General features: G+C 59.2%; 16 protein-coding genes. 7 read left to right on the top strand and 9 right to left on the bottom strand.

Going from position 1 to position 19,364, the window contains the following annotated elements:
* Positions 1-189: 189 nt before the first annotated feature.
* Positions 190-1,374, top strand: a complete 1,185-nt coding sequence (gene cfaB, locus ACA041_RS31600) for a C17 cyclopropane fatty acid synthase CfaB (protein ID WP_497439307.1) — start codon at positions 190-192, stop codon at positions 1,372-1,374.
* Here cfaB and cls read toward each other — a convergent pair.
* Positions 1,371-2,810, bottom strand: coding sequence for a cardiolipin synthase (gene cls / locus ACA041_RS31595; RefSeq protein ID WP_497439306.1), 1,440 nt, complete (start codon positions 2,808-2,810; stop codon positions 1,371-1,373). The two genes, cfaB and cls, sit on opposite strands and share 4 nt — an antisense overlap.
* A 131-nt stretch (positions 2,811-2,941) precedes the next feature.
* Here cls and ACA041_RS31590 point away from each other — a divergent pair, with 131 nt between their 5' ends.
* On the top strand, positions 2,942-3,463 hold the full coding sequence (locus ACA041_RS31590; protein WP_497439305.1) for a DUF3617 domain-containing protein: 522 nt from the start codon (positions 2,942-2,944) through the stop codon (positions 3,461-3,463).
* Positions 3,464-3,523: 60 nt separating this feature from the next.
* On the opposite strand, the gene ACA041_RS31585 is transcribed toward ACA041_RS31590, so the two are convergent.
* Together ACA041_RS31585 and folE2 are read right to left on the bottom strand one after the other, a co-directional pair.
* The gene (locus ACA041_RS31585) at positions 3,524-4,429 is read right to left on the bottom strand and encodes a His/Gly/Thr/Pro-type tRNA ligase C-terminal domain-containing protein (protein WP_497439304.1); all 906 of its coding nucleotides are present in this window, start codon (positions 4,427-4,429) and stop codon (positions 3,524-3,526) included.
* A 101-nt stretch (positions 4,430-4,530) separates the two neighbouring features.
* Positions 4,531-5,427, bottom strand: coding sequence for a GTP cyclohydrolase FolE2 (gene folE2 / locus ACA041_RS31580; RefSeq protein WP_497439303.1), 897 nt, complete (start codon positions 5,425-5,427; stop codon positions 4,531-4,533).
* Positions 5,428-5,539: 112 nt separating this feature from the next.
* Here folE2 and zigA point away from each other — a divergent pair, with 112 nt between their 5' ends.
* Positions 5,540-6,742 carry a zinc metallochaperone GTPase ZigA gene (gene zigA, locus ACA041_RS31575; protein ID WP_497439302.1) on the top strand — a complete coding sequence of 401 codons (1,203 nt, stop codon included), beginning with the start codon at positions 5,540-5,542 and terminating at the stop codon, positions 6,740-6,742.
* On the opposite strand, the gene ACA041_RS31570 is transcribed toward zigA, so the two are convergent.
* Entirely contained in the window at positions 6,732-7,088 is a 357-nt protein-coding gene (locus ACA041_RS31570; RefSeq protein ID WP_497439301.1) for an NADH:ubiquinone oxidoreductase, read from the bottom strand. The two genes, zigA and ACA041_RS31570, sit on opposite strands and share 11 nt — an antisense overlap.
* Positions 7,089-7,115: 27 nt before the next feature.
* On the opposite strand from ACA041_RS31570, the gene ACA041_RS31565 reads away from it, so the two are divergent.
* Positions 7,116-8,087 (top strand): CobW family GTP-binding protein, encoded by a 972-nt coding sequence (locus ACA041_RS31565; RefSeq protein WP_497439300.1) that lies wholly within the window; start codon positions 7,116-7,118, stop codon positions 8,085-8,087.
* Positions 8,088-8,160: 73 nt separating this feature from the next.
* Here ACA041_RS31565 and ACA041_RS31560 read toward each other — a convergent pair whose 3' ends face one another.
* On the bottom strand, positions 8,161-8,574 hold the full coding sequence (locus ACA041_RS31560) for a DUF3301 domain-containing protein (RefSeq protein WP_497439299.1): 414 nt from the start codon (positions 8,572-8,574) through the stop codon (positions 8,161-8,163).
* Between the two features lie 117 nt (positions 8,575-8,691).
* Between ACA041_RS31560 and pdxY the strand changes: the two genes are divergently transcribed.
* Entirely contained in the window at positions 8,692-9,564 is an 873-nt protein-coding gene (pdxY, locus tag ACA041_RS31555; protein ID WP_497439298.1) for a pyridoxal kinase PdxY, read from the top strand.
* Between the two features lie 134 nt (positions 9,565-9,698).
* Here the strand turns inward: pdxY and ACA041_RS31550 are convergent, their stop codons facing one another.
* On the bottom strand, positions 9,699-10,181 hold the full coding sequence (locus ACA041_RS31550; protein WP_016772447.1) for an acyl-CoA thioesterase: 483 nt from the start codon (positions 10,179-10,181) through the stop codon (positions 9,699-9,701).
* A 287-nt stretch (positions 10,182-10,468) separates the two neighbouring features.
* Between ACA041_RS31550 and ACA041_RS31545 the strand changes: the two genes are divergently transcribed.
* Positions 10,469-12,232 (top strand): cation:proton antiporter, encoded by a 1,764-nt coding sequence (locus ACA041_RS31545; RefSeq protein WP_497439297.1) that lies wholly within the window; start codon positions 10,469-10,471, stop codon positions 12,230-12,232.
* A gap of 23 nt (positions 12,233-12,255) precedes the next feature.
* On the opposite strand, the gene ACA041_RS31540 is transcribed toward ACA041_RS31545, so the two are convergent.
* The 3 genes from ACA041_RS31540 to uvrD all read right to left on the bottom strand — a co-directional run bounded on the left by ACA041_RS31540 (position 12,256) and on the right by uvrD (position 16,153).
* A complete protein-coding gene (locus tag ACA041_RS31540) occupies positions 12,256-12,663 on the bottom strand; it encodes an SMI1/KNR4 family protein (RefSeq protein ID WP_008156656.1) in 408 nt (135 codons plus the stop codon).
* A gap of 135 nt (positions 12,664-12,798) precedes the next feature.
* Positions 12,799-13,671, bottom strand: coding sequence for a Tim44 domain-containing protein (locus tag ACA041_RS31535; RefSeq protein ID WP_497439296.1), 873 nt, complete (start codon positions 13,669-13,671; stop codon positions 12,799-12,801).
* A gap of 298 nt (positions 13,672-13,969) precedes the next feature.
* On the bottom strand, positions 13,970-16,153 hold the full coding sequence (gene uvrD / locus ACA041_RS31530) for a DNA helicase II (protein WP_497439295.1): 2,184 nt from the start codon (positions 16,151-16,153) through the stop codon (positions 13,970-13,972).
* Between the two features lie 258 nt (positions 16,154-16,411).
* Between uvrD and ACA041_RS31525 the strand changes: the two genes are divergently transcribed.
* Positions 16,412-19,285: an EAL domain-containing protein gene (locus ACA041_RS31525; protein WP_497439294.1), complete on the top strand. Its 2,874-nt coding sequence runs from the start codon at positions 16,412-16,414 to the stop codon at positions 19,283-19,285.
* Positions 19,286-19,364: the final 79 nt, after the last annotated feature.

Here is a 19,364-nt window from a genome sequence, read left to right as displayed (position 1 = left end):
TCAGAAGCTTTTTTAGAACTGTGCGTGAAATTTGCAGTCATCTGGTCGAGGGCATAGCACTTTATGCACTCACGACGGCTGTTCTGGAGCGCCGTGAGTTATGGAAAACGGCTATTGAATCGATAGCCAGCTATTTTTCCAGGATGGTCTACCCTCTCATCAGACGTCTGAAACAAGGGGGGATCCTCCATGCTCGCGCATCTTCCACCGGCCTTACAGAATCTGCAGTTACCGTTACGCCTGCGACTCTGGGATGGCCATGAATTCAACCTGGGGCCGACGCCCAGCGTCACTATTGTGGTCAAGGACCCACAAATGGTTTCCCAGTTCACCCATCCCAGCCTCGACGCGTTAGGAGCGGCGTTCGTCGAAGGCAAGCTGGAGCTCGAAGGTTCTATCAGTGACGTGATTCGCATCTGCGACGAGTGGAGCCAGGCGTTGCTCGGTGATCAAAGCAGCCACCCTGTTCGCGTCGTCCATGACAAGGAAACCGACGCCAAGGCGATCTCCTATCACTACGACCTTTCCAATGCGTTTTACCAGCTGTGGCTCGACAGTGACATGGCGTATTCCTGCGCCTATTTCGAGACCGGTAGCGAAACCCTTGAGCAAGCCCAGCAAGCCAAATTCCGCCACTTGTGTCGCAAGTTGCGCCTGCAGCCCGGCGAGTATCTGCTGGATGTCGGTTGTGGCTGGGGTGGGTTGGCGCGGTATGCAGCCCGGGAGTTTGGCGCGAAGGTGTTCGGTATTACGCTCAGTAAAGAGCAATTGGCCCTGGCACGTGAGCGGGTGAGTGCCGAAGGCCTGGACGATCTGATCGAATTGCAGCTGCTGGACTACCGTGATTTGCCACAGGACGGGCGCTTCGACAAGGTGGTCAGCGTTGGCATGTTCGAGCACGTCGGCCACGCTAACCTGACCCAGTACTGCAAAACCTTGTTCGGCGCGGTGAAGGAGGGCGGCCTGGTGATGAACCACGGGATCACCGCCAAGCACACCGACGGCCGACCGGTAGGACGCGGTGCCGGTGAATTCATCGAAAAGTACGTGTTCCCCAATGGTGAGCTGCCGCACTTGTCGATGATTTCTGCCGAGATCAGCGAAGCCGGGCTGGAGATCGTCGATGTCGAAAGTCTGCGCCTGCATTACGCGCGTACCCTCGACCATTGGAGCGAACGTCTCGAAGATAATCTGGAAGCCGCTGGCAAATTGGTGCCTGAGCAGGCGTTGCGAATCTGGCGACTGTACCTGGCGGGATGCGCCTACGCTTTTGCCAGGGGCTGGATCAATTTGCACCAGATCCTGGCAGTGAAAGCCCATCCCGATGGCAGCCATGAACTGCCGTGGACCCGCGACGACATTTACAATCCCTAGAGAATCGGGGAAATAAGCCGGGCGATCCGCATGCCGACCTGCTGCAGGCGGCGGGTCTCCCGGCTTTCTTCTTTGGCGATTTCGTGGGCCTGCGCGAAGTCATCATTGAGCATCTCTTCCACCTCGGCAGCAAACACGCTGTCGACGGTCAACAACATGACTTCAAAATTCAACCGGAACGACCGGTTATCCATATTCGCACTGCCAATGGCGGTTATTTCGCTGTCGATTAACACCACTTTCTGATGCAGAAAGCCGGGTTCGTAGCGGAATACCCGGACACCGGCGCGCACCGCTTCGAACGCATAAAGGCTGGAGGCGGCGTAGACGATCCGGTGATCCGGCCGTGATGGCAGCAGAATCCGCACATCCACCCCGCGCAGTACTGCGAGGCGCAATGCGGCGAATACCGCTTCGTCAGGGATGAAGTAGGGACTGGTGATCCAGATTCGTTCCGTTGCCGCATGGATAGCTTCAACGAAGAATAATGAACAGGTCTCGTAGGAATCTGCCGGGCCGCTGGCGAGCAACTGGCAAAGCACGCCGTCGTCCGGATAAACGTCCGGCAGGATCAGCGGGGGCAGGGAGCGGGCAGCCCAGAACCAGTCTTCGGCAAAGGATTCCTGCATGCAGGCGACCACCGGCCCGCGTACTTTGACGTGAGTATCGCGCCATGGCGCCAGGGGCGGTTTTTCGCCCATGTATTCATCACCGACGTTGTGCCCGCCGACGAAGCCCAATACCCCGTCTACTACCACTATCTTGCGGTGGTTGCGAAAGTTGACCTGGAAGCGGTTGAGCCAGCCGCTACGAGTCGCGAATGCTTTAACCTCGACGCCGGCGTCGCGTAGCGGTTGTACGAAACTGTGAGGCAAGGAGTGGCTGCCAATGCGGTCGTACAACAGATAAACAGCTACGCCTTCGGCGGCTTTCTCCAGCAACAAGGTTTGCAGACGTCGGCCCAGGCGGTCGTCATGGATGATGAAAAACTGGACCAGCACGGCTGTCTTTGCCTGGCTGATGGCTTCAAAAATCGCGTCGAAGGTGACCTGGCCGTTGATCAGCAGGTGCACTTCATTATTCGCCAGGCACGGCATACGCCCCAGCTTGGGCATCGCCCTCAGTGATGCGTACGCGTTCGAGGCGCGGGCGGTCAGCGCTTCTTCTACCCAGGGTCGCCAGTTCATGTCGGCGATGGCTTTGCGCATTTCCTCGTTCGCTTGGCGCCGTGCCTTGATGTAACCATCGAAGGTACTGCGGCCGAAGACCAGGTACGGGATGAGCGTCAGATAGGGAATGAATAGCAACGACAGAGCCCAGGCAATCGAGCCTTGGGCGGTACGAACGGTTAGTACGGCATGAATGGCGGCGATCATGCCTAGCGAGTGCAGAAGGGCGATCAGATACCCGAAAACATGCGGTCCAAAATAATCCATGGGGCAGCCTTGCTCCTGAAGATTCGATACTTAACAGACCATGTTCCGTGCAGAATGTCGCTAATTAATTGGCCCATGAACCGAAGCTCGTGGCTGACGTCTAACGGCCACTACTGATCAGGAGTTACTCGATGAACGTTCGTCTGCTGGGTTTGGCCGTGGCTTTTGGTTTGGCTCTTCCTGTGGCCGCTCAGGCGCAGATGCTGCAGCCGGGTTTGTGGGAATTAACCTCGAGCAACATGAAAGTCGATAACCAGAACTTGCCCGATCTGCAATTGATCCTTGGGCAGATACAGAGCCAGATCACCCCTGAACAGCGCGCACAGCTGGAGAAGCAGGGCATTACCATGGGTGGCAAAGGGATTCGGGCTTGCCTGACGCCTGAGCAAGTGAAGACGGACAACATTCCGCTGACGGATCCGCAATCGGGCTGCAAGCAGGAAATCACCGAGCGCATGGGTAATCAGTGGAAATTCCGCTTCAGCTGTCCGAAAGCGCAAGGTGCCGGCGTTGCCACATTCCTCAGTGATCGTGAATTCACTACCAAGGTCAACGGCACGTTCAATGCCACCGGTATTCAGCAGAACGGTAGTCTCGATACCCGCGCCGTGTGGTTGGGGCAGGATTGCGGCACGGTTAAGCCCAGAGCCTAAAAGCTTCGCGAGCAGACTCCCACAGGGACCGTGTGGGAGTCTGCTCGCGGTTTGGTTCGCTCAAGCTCTCCCTAGCCCTGATGATCTCAACCATTCACATACCGCCTCGACCGCCATCCTGCCGAAATCTTCCCCGGTGCGGCTGCGCACGCTGACAAACCCGCCTTGCTTTTCCTTCTCGCCGATCACCACCAGATACGGCACGTGCTGACTATGCTCGCGAATCTTGTGTCGGACCTTCTCGTTGCGCAGATCCGCGCTGGCACGCACGCCGCTTCGGCGCAATGCCTCGGTCACCGACTGGGCATAATCCAGTTGGCGATCATCCATGCTCACGACAATCACATGCGGCGGTGCGCGCCAATGTTCCAGTTCGTGTGGGCACGACCAGCAGGTGCCGTATATCCGTTGTGGCGAAGTACCGCTGATGTGGTCCAGGGCGAACGCCTGCAACACCTTCGTCGCGGGAACATGCGGGCCTACAGTCACACATTCGAAATCCCCCAGCAGGTACGGCGATAGCATTTCAACGGGTGTTGATTGCAATGACGGATCGCGACGGCGGATCGGGTGATTGGTCGCCGCCAACGTCTTCATACGGGCTTCGATGATGGCGAGGTCGACCAGGGTTAAAGGACGCTCGTAGGTGAACTCATAAAAGAAGCCGTCGCCCAAGGCCGATCCAGTCTGCAGCTGCGCACTCGGATAGAGCTGTTTGACCGCCATGGACAGCATCAGCGCGCAGGAGCGGCGCAGGATTTCCAGGCCGTCGGGCTCTTGGGGTGTGACGATACTGACTCGCGCATCAGCCTTGAGCATGAATGCACAGTCCACCAGCACACCGTCTACTCGCCCTGCGACCGCCGCTTTGGCCAACCCGACGCCGATACTCGCGGCAAGCTCGTACACGGACAAAGGCTGGTCGTATTCACGCAATGAACCATCGGTCAAAGTGATCTGGATCATGGTCAGTGTTCTCGAAAGTTTCGATCACATGCGCTAGCGCATAAACACTAGAGGAAATTCCTGGCAGCTGTCATTAAGACGTTCGTCGTGCCAGGCAATGGCTATTCCGCCTCCCGGTTCCAGCGGCTTTCAGCGACCGCGTCATGGGCGTGCAAGCTTTCGGCATGGATGACCTGGATGCCAAACGCGTTGATGCCAGGCGAGCGTTTCAGGGCCACATTCAAGCGTCGGGCAGCGTCTTCACAGAACATCAGGTTCTGACCGTTAGCCAGGGCGAAGGCTTGTTCGTCAGCGCGTTTCACAGCGGTTTGTACTGCGGTGCCGAGCGCCGCTTCCGCGTCATTGATGATCGCGATCAGCGGTAGCTCGTCCAGATAATGCTCCAGATGAAGATGCAGTTTCGCAGTGCTGCGTTGGCTATGGGGCGTCGCAATGATGCCTTTGGTGGAACCGAGCCACGCCAAAATATCTGCGTGTTGCAGGGCTTTGTTGGCAAAGTCATTAACGAATTGCTGTTGAATCAACTGCCGGGACAACGCCGCCGAGCAAGGGCAGGTCGAGGAATATGCAACGTCGATTTTTAGTTCCACGTGGAACATCGCGTTTTTCAACTGTGCTTCGATGCAGACCGGGTAGGTTTTCCAGCCCGACAATGGGCTAACTAGAGCAGGCCTTTTCAGCAGCAGATCGGTGTGAATGTTCAGATAGGCGCTGGTAGACAGCCCTTCATGACTTTTCAGAAAACGCTGCAAGACTTGCCGAAGCAACCCAGGCGTGAGGTTTTCCTGTTCGAGCATCTCCAGCGCCAGGTACAGCCGCGACATATGAATGCCACGCGCCTCACCGTCGTCGAGGCTCACGCCCGCATCGGCCTTTGCGCTCAAGCGTTGGCCATCGAATGAAACAGGAAGAGCAATGCCACACATACCCACCCACTCCAGTGGCAGGGCTTGGCGTGAGGCCTGCGTGGCGATATCCGGCAGAGTCAGCGCGTTCATGAGCAGGTCCATCGTGGAAGTTGGCTTCGTATGTTATGTTATTACATTAGATGCGACCACGCCTTTTGCAAGCCCGACGATTTGATCGGGTATGCCCTGTGAGGAAAACCTGATGCCCAACCGTCTCCCCGTCACCGTCCTGTCCGGCTTTCTCGGTGCCGGAAAAAGTACATTGCTCAACTACGTGCTACGTAATCGCGACAACCTGCGGGTCGCCGTAATCGTCAACGACATGAGCGAAATCAACATCGATGGCAGCGAAGTCCAGCGCGATGTCAGCCTCAATCGCGCGGAAGAGAAACTCGTGGAAATGAGCAATGGCTGCATCTGCTGCACGTTGCGTGAGGACTTGTTGGATGAGGTCAGCAAACTTGCCAGGGAGGGTCGGTTTGATTACTTGCTGATCGAGTCCACCGGTATATCCGAGCCAATGCCCGTGGCGGAGACCTTCACCTTCCGCGACGAAGACGGGCAGAGCCTGGCTGACATCGCCCGGCTCGACACCATGGTCACGGTGGTCGATGGCATGAATTTCCTGCTCGACTACCAGGCCGCCGAGAGCCTGGCTTCCCGTGGTGAAACATTGGGCGATGAGGACGAACGCTCGATCACTGATCTATTGATCGAGCAGATCGAGTTTGCCGACGTGATTCTGATCAGCAAGATCGACCTGATCAGCAGCCGCGAGCGCCAGGAACTGATCGCGATCCTCGAGCGGCTCAACGCCCAGGCAGAAATCATCCCGATGGTGATGGGTGAAATCCCCTTGCAGAAGATTCTCAACACCGGTCGCTTCGACTTTGAAAAGGCCGCTCAGGCGCCCGGTTGGCTGCAGGAGCTGCGCGGCGACCACGTGCCGGAGACCCAGGAGTACGGCATCGCCTCCAGCGTCTATCGAGCACGTAGGCCCTTTCATCCACAGCGTTTCTTCAGCTTCATCGATCGGCCGTGGGTAAACGGCAAACTGCTGCGCTCCAAAGGCTTCTTCTGGCTGGCCAGCAAACACATGGATGCCGGTAGCTGGTCCCAGGCCGGGGGCTTGATGCGTCATGGTTTCGCCGGACGCTGGTGGCGTTTCGTGCCGAAAACCCAGTGGCCGCAAGACGCGCAAAGCACCGCCGGGATCATGGAAAACTGGACAGCCACCGTCGGCGATTGCCGGCAGGAACTGGTGTTTATCGGCCAGAACATCGACTTCGCACAACTTACCGCTGATCTCGATGACTGCTTGCTGACCGATGATGAAATGGCGCTGGGTGTCGAGGGCTGGACGCTGCTGCCAGACCCGTTTGGTCACTGGGGGCTCACGGCTTGAGCCAGGTGCCCTGGCTCTGGGCTTCGCAAAACGGCTGCAGATACGCCGCGTCGGTGGCTACGCCGTAATAGTGAATATCCTGGCGGTAGGGCATATTGGCCACTTGAGCGTTGCTGCACACGCCGAAGGCACCGGTGGGGCATTGGTCGACGTACTGCACTTCAACGTTCTGTCCAGCCAGGTTTGGCTGACAGAATCCGTTGGCGAACAGCTTTTCCGGGATGGTGCGGTTCTGCTGGCAGACTTTGACGTCGAGTCTCTCAGCCGTACTATGTACCACACATGCCTGGGCCAGCGCCTCGCCTGAAGTGAACGCCAGCAGCAACGACAAGCCCATCAACCGCATCCCTTACCTCCTCAGAAAACCTAGACCATGTTTCAGAACATACCGACTCACGTCATTGCCGGCCCATTGGGCGCTGGCAAGACCAGCCTGATCAAGCACCTGTTGGCGCAGCGGCCGGCGCGTGAGCGTTGGGCGGTGCTGATCAACGAGTTCGGCCAGATCGGCCTCGACGCCGCGCTGCTGGCCCAGGACGTCGATGGTATCGCACTGGGTGAAGTGGCCGGGGGCTGTTTGTGTTGCGTCAACGGTGCGCCGTTTCAGATCGGGCTCGGCCGTTTGCTGCGCAAGGCGCGGCCGGACCGCCTGTTCATCGAGCCTTCGGGGCTGGGCCATCCGGCGCAGTTGCTCAGGCAGTTGAGTGAATCGCCGTGGCAAGGGGTGCTCGCCGTTCAGCCTTGTGTACTGGTACTGGATGCCCAGGCGCTTGCTGTCGGCAAGCCGCTGCCTGCGACGCAACAGGAGGCGCTGAACAGTGCGGGGTTATTGCTGTTGAACAAGTCTGAAGATCTCGATGCCGGTGATCGCCAGCGCATCGCCGCGCAGCTGCCGGCGCGTCGGTTGTTCTGGACGCAGCAAGCCGTGTTGCCGTTGAGCGAATTACCCGGGCTTGAAGCTCAGGCTGTGGCGGCTGTGGATAACTTCAGCGTGCCCAAGGGACTGGCGCAGATGCCGGCGATCTGGAGTGATCCTGCAGTGCCGATTTGCCTGAGTCAGGAACAGGAGGGCGGTTGGAGCATTGGGTGGCGTTGGCACTCGAATCAGGCATTTGATGCCGCGCTCATTGGCCACTGGCTGGAAAGCCTCGCCTGGCGGCGGGCGAAGCTGGTTATCCACAGCGTCGGTGGTTGGGTTTCAGCGAATGCCCTGGATAACTCGGTGCTGCAATGGCGGCCTAGTGAGTGGCGGCAGGATTCGCGGATCGAGCTGATTTTCAGTGAGCCGCAGGATGTTGGGCTTCTGCAGAAAGGCTTGGCTGGGTGCCGAACTCAAGCGAGCTAGGGGATTTTTGCTTTGTTTTGAGGGCCTCTTCGCGGGCAAGCCCGCGATTGGTTTTAACTGACTGACATCAGACTTACGGACGCCACTTGGTGTGTTCCTGCCGCCACTGGTTCAGCTCGATAACCTCGGCGCGAGGCTTCACGACGTCGCCTGCCTCAGGCGTGTCGTCGAATGGCATCGGGTAGGGTGCCAGTTCGATCTGCGCGCTGTGGGCACCGAACTGGGTAATCGTACCGTTATGACGGGTTTCGCCGGTCACGGTGAATTCGAAGTTATACACACGGGCCAAGCGCCGTCGATCATTGGCGTCTTTGATGAAGGCGATTTTTTTCAAGGCCACGTTGCCGTCCAGCAATTCTATTCCGAGCTTGCTGCAATGCTGCATGACCCGCTCCAGCGCCCGCTCGCGCAAGCCATGGTTGTGCCACAGCCACGCGCCAGCGGTGGCGAGCAGCATCAGCACTAAGATATTTCCGAGGGTCAGCATCAACGGGTGCTCCAACAAGATGGTGTCAGCTTAACTGTGTCGCCGGTCTGTCGTACAGGCTGTGTTTCGTCGCATACTGTTCGGCTCGAATTTCAATCGTTTTACGGAACTCACCGCATGAGACGTACGCCCCATCTGCTCGCCATACAGTCCCACGTGGTGTTCGGCCACGCCGGCAACAGCGCCGCGGTTTTCCCGATGCAGCGGGTCGGGGTGAATGTCTGGCCGCTCAATACCGTACAGTTCTCCAATCACACCCAATATGGCCAGTGGAGCGGCGAAGTCCTGGCGCCGAATCAGATTCCCGAGTTGGTGGAAGGGATCGCGGCAATTGGCGAGCTGGGCAACTGCGATGGTGTGTTGTCCGGTTACCTTGGCAGCGCGGCCCAGGGCCGGGCCATTCTGTCGGGGGTGGCGCGGATCAAATCGATGAATCCCAAGGCGCTGTATCTGTGCGACCCGGTGATGGGTCATCCGGAGAAGGGTTGCAGCGTGCCGGCGGAAGTCAGCGATTTTCTGCTGGAAGAGGCGGCTGCCGTGGCGGATTTCATGTGCCCGAACCAGCTCGAGCTGGACAGCTTCTCTGGGCGCAAGTCACAGTCGCTGTTCGATTGCCTGGCCATGGCGCGGGCGCTGCTGGCGCGTGGGCCGAAGGCGGTGCTGGTCAAGCATCTGGACTATCCCGGCAAGTCGACGGATGTTTTCGAGATGCTGCTGGTGACGGGTGAAGGCAGCTGGCACCTGCGGCGTCCGATGCTGGCGTTTCCGCGGCAGCCAGTGGGTGTTGGCGACCTGACATCCGGGCTGTTCCTGGCGCGTGTCCTGTTGGGCGATAGCCTGGTGGCGGCTTTTGAGTTCGCTGCCTCGGCCGTGCATGAAGTGCTGCTGGAAACCCAGGCCTGTGCCAGCTATGAGCTGGAACTGGTCCGGGCGCAGGACCGGATTGCCCATCCGCGGGTGCGGTTCGAGGCGACGTCGATCAGCCTCTGAGTTCGGTGTTGAAACCATTCGCGAGCAGGCTCGCTCCCACATCGATCTTCAGTGGACACCGGGTATGTGGCCGACGGAAATCCCCTGTGGGAGCGAGCCTGCTCGCGAAAGCTGTCTGAAGCTGACAACAGGCGTCAGGCGTCGCCCTTGATTTCCTGATAACGCTTTTCCAGTTCCTGGCGAATCTGCCGACGCTGCTGGGCCTGCATGAACCGACGCTTGTCTTCGCTGTTCTGCGGTTGCAGCGGCGGGACTGCGGCCGGTTTGCGCTGGTCATCCACTGCGACCATGGTGAAGAAGCAGCTGTTGGTGTGGCGCACGGAGCGTTCGCGGATGTTCTCGGTCACCACCTTGATGCCCACCTCCATCGAGGTGTTGCCGGTGTAATTGACCGAGGCCAGGAAGGTCACCAGTTCGCCGACATGAATCGGTTCGCGAAAAATCACCTGATCCACTGAAAGGGTCACTACATAGCGGCCGGCGTAGCGGCTGGCGCAGGCGTAGGCCACTTCGTCGAGGTACTTGAGCAGGGTACCGCCGTGAACATTGCCAGAAAAATTGGCCATGTCGGGGGTCATCAATACCGTCATCGACAGTTGGGCGTTTCCGGGTTCCATAGCGTTCTCACGGTTCAAGGCAGGTTCGGAGGGGAGCGCACCTCTACGGGTGCCTGGTTCGGTTTTTTTCAAACCACAGTTATCGGGACGCCGGGCGGATGATCGCCGTCACGCCTCAACGATCTGTTTCCATATATTGCACCGCCTTTCTGCCGGAAGTCGCGGTGTTACCCTTCAAATGCCCACCCCGAAGGCAACTCCTACATCTAAATCGGATTTTTACTCTGCTCAATCAGACCTTTCCCGGGGCTGGCGCTTGAGCAGTCGTTACCCAAGGAGCCCACACCGTGCATGCCATCAGTTTTATTCAGGACCTGGCAGTGATCATGTTGGTCGCGGGTGTGGTGACCGTGCTGTTCCATCGCTTCAAGCAGCCGGTGGTCCTCGGCTATATCGTCGCCGGCTTCATCATCGGCCCGCATACGCCGCCGTTCGGCCTGATCCACGACGAAGAAACCATCAAGACCCTCGCCGAACTCGGGGTGATTTTCCTGATGTTCTGCCTGGGCCTGGAGTTCAGCCTGCGCAAGCTGTTCAAGGTGGGTGCCACGGCGTTCATCGCGGCGTTCCTGGAAATCGTGCTGATGATCTGGATCGGCTACGAGATTGGCCGCTGGTTCGATTGGAACACCATGGACTCGCTGTTCCTGGGCGCGATCCTGGCGATTTCCTCGACCACCATTATCGTCAAGGCCTTGAATGACCTGAAGATGAAGAACGAGCGCTTCGCCCAATTGATCTTTGGCGTATTGATTGTCGAAGACATTCTCGGCATCGGCATCATCGCCTTGCTGTCGAGCATCGCGGTCAGCGGCACGGTCAGCTCCGGTGAAGTCTTCTCCACCGTCGGCAAGCTCTCGCTGTTCATGATCGTCGCGCTGGTCATCGGCATCCTCCTGGTACCGCGACTGCTGGCCTACGTGGCCAAATTCGAAAGCAACGAGATGTTGCTGATCACTGTGCTGGGACTGTGTTTCGGCTTCTGCCTGCTGGTGGTCAAACTCGAATACAGCATGGTGCTCGGGGCGTTCCTGATTGGCGCGATCATGGCCGAATCCCGGCAACTGCTGAAGATTGAGCGCTTGATCGAACCGGTTCGCGACCTGTTCAGTGCAATCTTCTTTGTCGCGATCGGCTTGATGCTCGATCCGATGATCCTGCTGCAATACGCCTGGCCGATCGCGGTCATCACGGTCGCCGTGGTGCTGGGCAAGATGTTGTCCTGCGGCCTTGGGGCTTTTATCGCCGGTAATGACGGACGTACCTCGCTGCGGGTCGGTATGGGGCTTTCGCAGATCGGGGAATTCTCTTTTATCATCGCGTCGTTGGGCATGACTCTGCAGGTCACCAGCAACTTCCTCTATCCGGTGGCTGTGGCCGTCTCGGTGCTGACTACGCTCATGACCCCGTACCTGATTCGTGCGGCGGACCCATTGTCGATCAAGCTGGCCGCGGTGTTGCCTCAACGCCTGAGTCGGGTGTTGGGGATGTACGGCGAATGGTTGCGCAGCATTCAGCCTCAGGGCGAAGGTGCGCTGCTGGCATCGATGATTCGGCGGATCCTGTTGCAGGTAGGGGTCAATCTGGCGCTGGTGATTGCGATCTTCTTCTCGGGCGCGTACTTCGCCGAGCGCATGTCCGCTTATCTGCAGGACTGGATCAGTGACCCGAGCTGGCAGAAAGCGTTGATCTGGGGCGGGGCGCTGCTGTTGTCGCTGCCGTTCCTGATCGCCGCCTATCGCAAGCTCAAGGCGCTGTCGATGTTATTGGCGGAGATGGGTGTGAAGCCGGAAATGGCCGGCCGGCACACGCAGCGAGTGCGCCGGGTGATCGCCGAAGTGATCCCGATTCTCTCGCTGCTGGTGATCTTCCTGCTGCTGGCAGCCTTGTCGGCCAGTATTCTGCCGACCAACAAGTTGCTGGTGCTGATCGTCGTCGTCGCGGCCGCCGTGGCGGCGCTACTCTGGCGCTGGTTCATCCGCGTGCATACGCGCATGCAGGTGGCCTTGCTGGAAACCCTGGACAACCACAAGGATTCGACCGGGCATTGACTACAAGGCGCGGGTCAGGCGGCTCAGCTTTCCAGCCAGACGTCCCGCGCCCAATGCCATACCGATTCCCAGGTCTCCTCGGCAATCAGCTCTTCCTCGGCCAGCCACAACACCACGGTGCCGTCTTCTTCGACCAGGTAGTAGTTGTCGCCATCCTGGCAGATCGGGATCATGCTGCGATCGACGCCTGCGTCCCAGGCGTTGGCGGCAACGTCCGGCAGGTAGGTGTGGGATTGCGGGTCGGTGACGGTCACCGGCTCCAGGCTGCCGTAGACCACGTCGCTGACGGTCAGCAGGAACTCTCTGAAGACAAACGGTATGTCGATGAACAGTTGTTCCTCGATTTCCACCAGTTGATCTTCGTCAGGCAACTCCAAGGGAACCGGTACCGGTTCGTTGGCTTCACGCAGTTGTTCGATGATTTCTTCCACGTCCGGGATCCTCTTGCTGATGGCGCGGCTTATATGGGGCGGTTTATACAGTAGCTCGCTAGAGATGCAACCGCGAAATAGAAAACCCCGGCCGAGGCCGGGGTTTCTATTACAGCATGCTTAACGCAGAGAGGATCAGCCGTTCTGGCGGATACCTGCAACCAGCCAAGGCTGGTTCTCGCCCTGCGGACGTTCCATGTTCCAGCTTTCGCTGAACACTTCGCCCTGGTCGAAACGCGAGTTCTTCGACACACCACTGAAGGTCAGGGTGGCGATGGTCTTGTCGGCGCGATCATCCACGCCATCCAGCTGTACGTTGAGGTTATCAATGTAGGTGGACTGGAAACCTTCGCCCAGGTCGGCACGTTCGCGCTTGAGGAACTCGAGCAATTGCGGGGTCACGAACTCGGAGATCTTGTCCATTTCGTTGGCGTCCCAATGCTGTTGCAGGGACTGGAAGTGGTTGCGGGCCGCTTCAATGAAATTCTTTTCATTGAACCAGGCCGGAGCATTGATCACCGGGCGAGCGGCAACAGGTGCTGCTGAACCGCCGAAGATCGAACCCATGGCTGCTGGCTTCTGCTCGAACGCTTCGCGCTGCATTGGCGCGCCTGCCGGAGCCAGGTGTTCCTGCTGCTTGCGGCGACGGGCGGCGATGAAACGGAAGACCAGGAAGGCGATGACCGCCATGATCAGGATGTCGAAGATCTGCATGCCTTCGAAGCCACCACCCATGAACATGGAGGCCAGCAGGCCACCGGCGGCGATGCCGGCCAGAGGGCCGAGCCAGCGCGAAGCACCGCCGGCCTTGGCGGCAGCGCCAGCGGCACCGGCGGCGCCCGCAGTGGCGGCAGCACCGCCTGCGGCAGAAGAAGGAGCCATTTGGCTGGTCTGGTGAGTCGGCGCAGCGCCGGAGCTCTTGCCACCACCAAAGCGCTTGGCGTTGGCGTCGAGGCTCATCGTCAGGCCGATGCACAACGCCATGGCGATGCTAAGAAAACGTTTCATAGAGGGAATTCCCATTTGTGGAAGGCACGCGCGCCATGTTGCACAGGTGAAGTGTTACTGGCTAGCGGCAGAGTGTTTCGGGCTTTTGCCTGACAGGTTTCGTTCAGCTTCAATCAGTGCAATAAGGCCTGTTAACTTTGGTCTGTAGGAGATGTGATTTAGTTCGGTAGGAATGAATCCTGTAGGAGCGAGCTTGCTCGCGAAAAACGTCACGACAACGCATTCATCCAGAATGAACGCTTCACCGTTGACGACCTTCGCGAGCAAGCTCGCTCCTACAGAAAGCAGAACGCGGGGTTTAGATCGCTTCCAGCTTGGCATAACCCAGCATCAGCCATTTGCTGCCTTCGCTGAAGTTCACCTGGACCCGGGCCTGAGCCCCGGCGCCTTCGAAGTTCAGGATCACGCCATCGCCAAACACCGAATGCCGAACGGCCTGACCCAGACTGAACCCGGTGTCCGGGATCTCGCTGCCACCGAACAGGCTACTGGAGCTCTGCTGCTGGCCGCCGCCGAACGGACGGCTGACACTGTTGGACAGGCGCACTTCCTGGATCAGGCCTTTCGGTACTTCCCGTACGAAACGCGACACCTTGTTGTAGGTCTCGCTGCCGTACAGGCGTCGGGTTTCAGCGTAGGTCATCACCAGGTTATGCATCGCCCGGGTGATGCCGACATACGCCAGGCGGCGCTCTTCCTCGAGACGGCCGGGTTCTTCCAGGCTCATCTTGTGCGGGAACAGCCCTTCTTCCATGCCCACCAGGAACACGTAGGGGAATTCCAGGCCTTTGGCGCTGTGCAGGGTCATCAGCTGAATGCTGTCTTCGTGCTCGTCGGCCTGGGTATCCCCGGCTTCCAGCGACGCGTGACCGAGGAATGCCGCCAATGGCGACAGGTCTTCGTCTTCTTCCGCGTTTTCAAAGTTGCGCGCGGCGCTGACCAGCTCCTCAAGGTTTTCCACCCGGGCCTGGCCTTTCTCGCCTTTTTCCGCTTCGTGGTAAGCAATCAGTCCCGATTGCTCGATGACCGTCTGGGTCATCAGATGCAGGGGCATCTCCATGCATTTGGCCGCAAGGTTCTCGATCAGCTCGATAAATGCCCCGAGAGCGCCGGCAGCGCGCCCGGTCAGCCCTTTGTTGGCGACCAGCAAGCGCATGGCTTCCCACATCGACACATCGCTGTGACGGGCATGGTCGCGGATCGCTTCGACGGTTTTCTCGCCGATGCCACGGGCCGGAACGTTGATCACCCGCTCCAGCGCCGCATCGTTGCCACGACCTTCCAGCAAGCGCAGGTAGGCCATGGCATTCTTGATTTCAGCCCGCTCGAAAAAGCGCTGGCCGCCATAGATGCGGTACGGAATACGCTCGCGTAACAACGCTTCTTCCAAAACGCGCGATTGGGCGTTGGAGCGGTACAAAATCGCGATATCACTGCGCGCCAGGCCGGTTTTCAGCGCGCTTTCGATGGTTTCCACCACGTAGCGTGCTTCATCGTGTTCGTTGAAGGCGGCGTACAGATTGATCGCTTCGCCTTCACCGCCGTCGGTCCACAGCTCTTTACCCATGCGTCCGGCATTGTTGGCGATCAGGGCGTTGGCCGCCTTGAGAATCCCGGCGGTGGAGCGGTAGTTCTGCTCCAGGCGAATGGTCTGGGCATCCGGGAAATCGTCCGAATACTGATAAATGTTCTCGATTTTCGCGCCGCGCCAGCCGTAGATGGACTGATCGTCATCGCCCACCACCATCAGGCTATCGCCACCCTTGGCCAGCAGGCGCAACCAGGCGTACTGCACGGCGTTGGTGTCCTGGAACTCGTCCACCAGAATGTGCCGGAAGCGTTTTTGATAGTGCGCCAGCAAGCCCGGGTGATCGCGCCACAGGTCGAGGGCGCGCAACAGCAATTCGGAGAAGTCGATGACACCCGCGCGCAGGCACGCGGCCTCGTAGGCTTCATAAATGCTGCGCATGGTGGACAGGAACAAATCGCCGCTGGCTTGAATGTGTTGCGGGCGCAGGCCTTCGTCCTTCTGCCCGTTGATGAACCACTGGGCCTGACGGGCCGGCCAGCGTTGTTCATCCAGACCCAGCTCGCGGATCACCCGCTTGACCAATCGCTGCTGGTCGTCGCTATCGAGAATCTGGAAAGTCTGGCTCAGGCCGGCTTCCTGCCAATGCGCCCGCAACAGGCGGTGCGCCAGGCCGTGGAAGGTGCCGACCCACATGCCGGCCGGGTTGATACCCATCAGCTGTTCGATGCGATGTCGCATCTCGGCAGCGGCCTTGTTGGTGAAGGTTACCGACAGGATCGAGTGGGGCGAGGCGTTTTCGACCTGGATCAACCAGGCGATACGGTGCACCAGCACTCGGGTTTTACCGGAACCAGCACCGGCCAGGACCAACTGACGACCCACGGAGGCAGCTACGGCCTGGCGTTGGGCATCGTTGAGGGAGTTCAGCAGAAGGGAGAGATCATCGCGCATTGGGGCATTCTAGGGGGCGGCGCCACACCGGGCAAACCCCGCTTTGCTTTAGCCGATGAAAGTCAGGCGCATGACGACCGGTCGGTCATCGGCTGCAAGCGTTGGCGGGACTCGCCTGGACCCTTTTACGGCGGGGAAAGCAGAGGATATTTTTAGCTGTTTTATGACCCGGGGCAGTTTGGTCCGGGCAGTTGCTTGTGTATGCTCCGTGCACGTTTCGGGCTCATGCTCATCATTATAAGAACAAGAATATTGCCTATGACCCTCAGCTCCGACCTGTCGGGCCCCACGGTGGAGCCTCGGGTTATCCGCAAACAGTACGCCATGGAAATGGCGGTCGAGCGCACGCGCCTGCTGTATCAGGGCTCGTTGCTGCCCACCCTGTTCATGCTGATCAATGGACTGGTCTGCGCCTGGTTGCTCTGGAGTCCGCAGCGCTATTTCCTGGTCAGCGTCTGGCTGGTGTGGTTGTTGTCGTTGGTGGCGTTGCGGGTGATTCAAGTCGCAGCCTTCGATTCAGCGATTCCCAACCGCCAGGCCCATCCGATCTGGCGCCGCATGTTTTTGCTGGGTTCGGCCCTGACCGGTCTGACCCTGGCGGGTGCCGGCATTGCCCTGGTCCCCGCCGACAACTTCATGCAGCAGGCCTGGGTGTTCGGCCTGATCGGCGCTGCAGCGCTCTCGGCCAGCGTCGCCTACGCGGTCAGCCTGCCCGCCTTCCTGTCCTTTACCTTGCCTTGCCTGTTGCCGGCCATCGGCTATCTATTTTGGGGCGGCGATGAGCAGGGGCAGGGGTGGGGCTGGTTCGGGCTGATTCTGCTGGGCGCCTTGAGCGTGGTCGCCTGGCAGGTCAATCGGCTGATCGACAGCGGCCTGTTGCGGCGCTTCCAGAATCAGGCATTGATCGAACACTTGCAGCAGGCCCAACGCGGTAGCGACCGGCTCAATCACAAGTTGGCCAAGGAAATCGACCAGCGCCGTCGAGCCGAAGACGAACTGCGTGAAATCCAGACCGGGCTGGAAAGCCGCATCACCCAGCGCAGCCTGGAGCTGGACGCCGCCAACCAAGCCTTGAGCAAGAGTGAAGCGCGTCTGGCGCTGGCATTGAAGGCCAGTGAGCTGGGGTTGTGGGACTGGAACCTGCAAACCGATGAAGTCCATCACACCCACCTCCAGGAGCTGTTCGGCCTGGAGCCGGAGTTCGTGACGGCGATGCTGCGCCACCTCAAGCCGCGCCTGCACCCCGATGACTTGCCGTCGCTCAAGCGCGCGTTGGTGGAGCATTTGAAAGGCCGCAGCGAGGATTACCAGGTGGAGTACCGCGTGCGCCATGGCGACGGTCATTGGGTGTGGATCGAGGACCGCGGTCGAGCGGTCGAGCGCGCTGAAAACGGCCGGGTGATCCGGATGGTCGGCACCCGCCGCGACATCAGCGTCAGCAAAAGCCTGGAGGCGCAGCAGCAACTGGCCGCGACCGTATTCGAGGCAGCCAGCGAAGGCATCGTGATTTTCGACCCGAACTATTCGTTGATGGCGGTCAATCAGGCTTTCTGTCGAGTCACCGGCTATGACATCGAGGACATGCTCGGGCGCAACGTGGTCAACCTGCCTTGCAGTCGCGATGCCCGCCGGCACTATGCGGCGATCCATCAGGCGCTGGAACAGCACGGTACCTGGCAGGGCGAACTGGTGGAAACCCGCAAGAATGGAGAGCTGTATCCACAATGGCTGCAACTGAATGCGGTGCGCGATGCCCAAGGAAATGTGAGCCATATCGTGGGCTTCTTCGCGGATTTATCGGCTCGACGTGAATCTGAAGAGCGCATGCGCTACCTCACCCACTACGATGAGCTCACAGGCCTGGCCAACCGTTCGCTATTCCGGGAACGGCTCAGCGAGGCTCATCAACGGGTACGACAGGGCGGCTATCGCAGTCTGGCGTTGCTGCACATCAACCTGGATCGTTTCAAACTGCTCAACGACAGCTTTGGTCATGAGGTCGCCGACCAATTACTGCAGAAAATGGCCCGGCGCCTGGTCAACGCGCTGCCCGAGGCGGACACCATTGCGCGCCTGTCCGGCGATGAGTTCGCCGTGCTGTTCAACGCTTACGGCAATCTCTCGAGTCTGGCGCGCGTGGCAAACCGCTTGTCGACCAAGCTGCGTGTGCCGATCACTGTCGAGGGGCATGAACTGGTCGTGAGCGCTTCGATGGGCATTAGTATGTTGCCGGACAACGCCCGGGAAATTTCCGCTCTGGTCAGCCAGTCGAACATGGCCATGCAGCATGCCAAGCACTTGGGCGGCAATAATTTCCAGTTCTACACCGACAGCCTGCAAGCCAGCACCCTGGAGCGCTTGCAGCTGGAAAACCAGCTGCGCAAGGCCATCGAAGAGAAGCAATTGAAGGTGTTCTACCAACCCAAGCTGTGCCTCGCCACGGGCCGGTTGAACGCTGCCGAGGCGTTGGTGCGCTGGGATCATCCAACCATGGGCAGCGTTCCGCCAGGGGATTTCATTGGCCTGGCCGAAGAGTCGGGCCTGATTGGCGCGATCGGTGAATTCGTGTTGCGACAGGCCTGCTGGCAAGCCTGCGAGTGGCAGCGTCAGGGGCTTGCGTCGATTCGGGTATCGGTCAACCTGTCGGTGCATCAATTGCGTCACGGGAAATTGGTCAGCCTGGTGCGTCAGGTGCTGGAAGAAACCGGCCTGGCGCCACACAACCTGGAGCTGGAGCTTACCGAAAGTCACTTGCTCGATAGCGTCGAGCACATTATCGCCACCTTCCAGCAGCTGCGAGACCTGGGGATAAAACTGGCGATCGACGATTTTGGTACCGGCTATTCGTCGCTGAGTTATCTCAAGCGCATCCCGGTGGATTACGTGAAGATCGATCAAGCCTTTATCCGCGGCCTGGGGGAGGGCACCGCGGATGCGGCTATTACCCGGGCGATCATTGCCATGGCTCACGGCCTGTCACTGAAAGTGGTGGCCGAAGGGGTAGAGCGGCCAGAGCAGCTCGAGTTCTTGAAGGCCGAGCACTGCGATGAAGTGCAGGGCTATCTGGTCAGTCGGCCAGTCGAAGCCGATGGCCTGGCGCAACTGCTGCGTGCGGACGCCAAGCCCTTGTAAGGGCTACATGGAGCGCATAACGCGTGAAATGGGGACATTGAGTTACGCATTGAGCAGGCAAAAAGCCGATTCATGTAGT

The organism is Pseudomonas sp. LBUM1676 (assembly GCF_059695605.1).
This window is presented reverse-complemented; position numbering and strand designations above follow the sequence as displayed.

What these genes read in the sequence shown, in the direction of transcription:
- ACA041_RS31550 (WP_016772447.1), bottom strand. Translation starts at nt 10,181, where the DNA reads ATGGAACCCGGAAACGCCCAACTGTCGATGACGGTATTGATGACCCCC.
- ACA041_RS31560 (WP_497439299.1), bottom strand. Translation starts at nt 8,574, where the DNA reads ATGCTGACCCTCGGAAATATCTTAGTGCTGATGCTGCTCGCCACCGCT.
- ACA041_RS31565 (WP_497439300.1), top strand. Translation starts at nt 7,116, where the DNA reads ATGTTTCAGAACATACCGACTCACGTCATTGCCGGCCCATTGGGCGCT.
- ACA041_RS31590 (WP_497439305.1), top strand. Translation starts at nt 2,942, where the DNA reads ATGAACGTTCGTCTGCTGGGTTTGGCCGTGGCTTTTGGTTTGGCTCTT.
- zigA (WP_497439302.1), top strand. Translation starts at nt 5,540, where the DNA reads ATGCCCAACCGTCTCCCCGTCACCGTCCTGTCCGGCTTTCTCGGTGCC.
- cls (WP_497439306.1), bottom strand. Translation starts at nt 2,810, where the DNA reads ATGGATTATTTTGGACCGCATGTTTTCGGGTATCTGATCGCCCTTCTG.
- ACA041_RS31570 (WP_497439301.1), bottom strand. Translation starts at nt 7,088, where the DNA reads ATGCGGTTGATGGGCTTGTCGTTGCTGCTGGCGTTCACTTCAGGCGAG.
- cfaB (WP_497439307.1), top strand. Translation starts at nt 190, where the DNA reads ATGCTCGCGCATCTTCCACCGGCCTTACAGAATCTGCAGTTACCGTTA.
- ACA041_RS31535 (WP_497439296.1), bottom strand. Translation starts at nt 13,671, where the DNA reads ATGAAACGTTTTCTTAGCATCGCCATGGCGTTGTGCATCGGCCTGACG.
- ACA041_RS31525 (WP_497439294.1), top strand. Translation starts at nt 16,412, where the DNA reads ATGACCCTCAGCTCCGACCTGTCGGGCCCCACGGTGGAGCCTCGGGTT.
- uvrD (WP_497439295.1), bottom strand. Translation starts at nt 16,153, where the DNA reads ATGCGCGATGATCTCTCCCTTCTGCTGAACTCCCTCAACGATGCCCAA.
- folE2 (WP_497439303.1), bottom strand. Translation starts at nt 5,427, where the DNA reads ATGAACGCGCTGACTCTGCCGGATATCGCCACGCAGGCCTCACGCCAA.
- pdxY (WP_497439298.1), top strand. Translation starts at nt 8,692, where the DNA reads ATGAGACGTACGCCCCATCTGCTCGCCATACAGTCCCACGTGGTGTTC.
- ACA041_RS31585 (WP_497439304.1), bottom strand. Translation starts at nt 4,429, where the DNA reads ATGATCCAGATCACTTTGACCGATGGTTCATTGCGTGAATACGACCAG.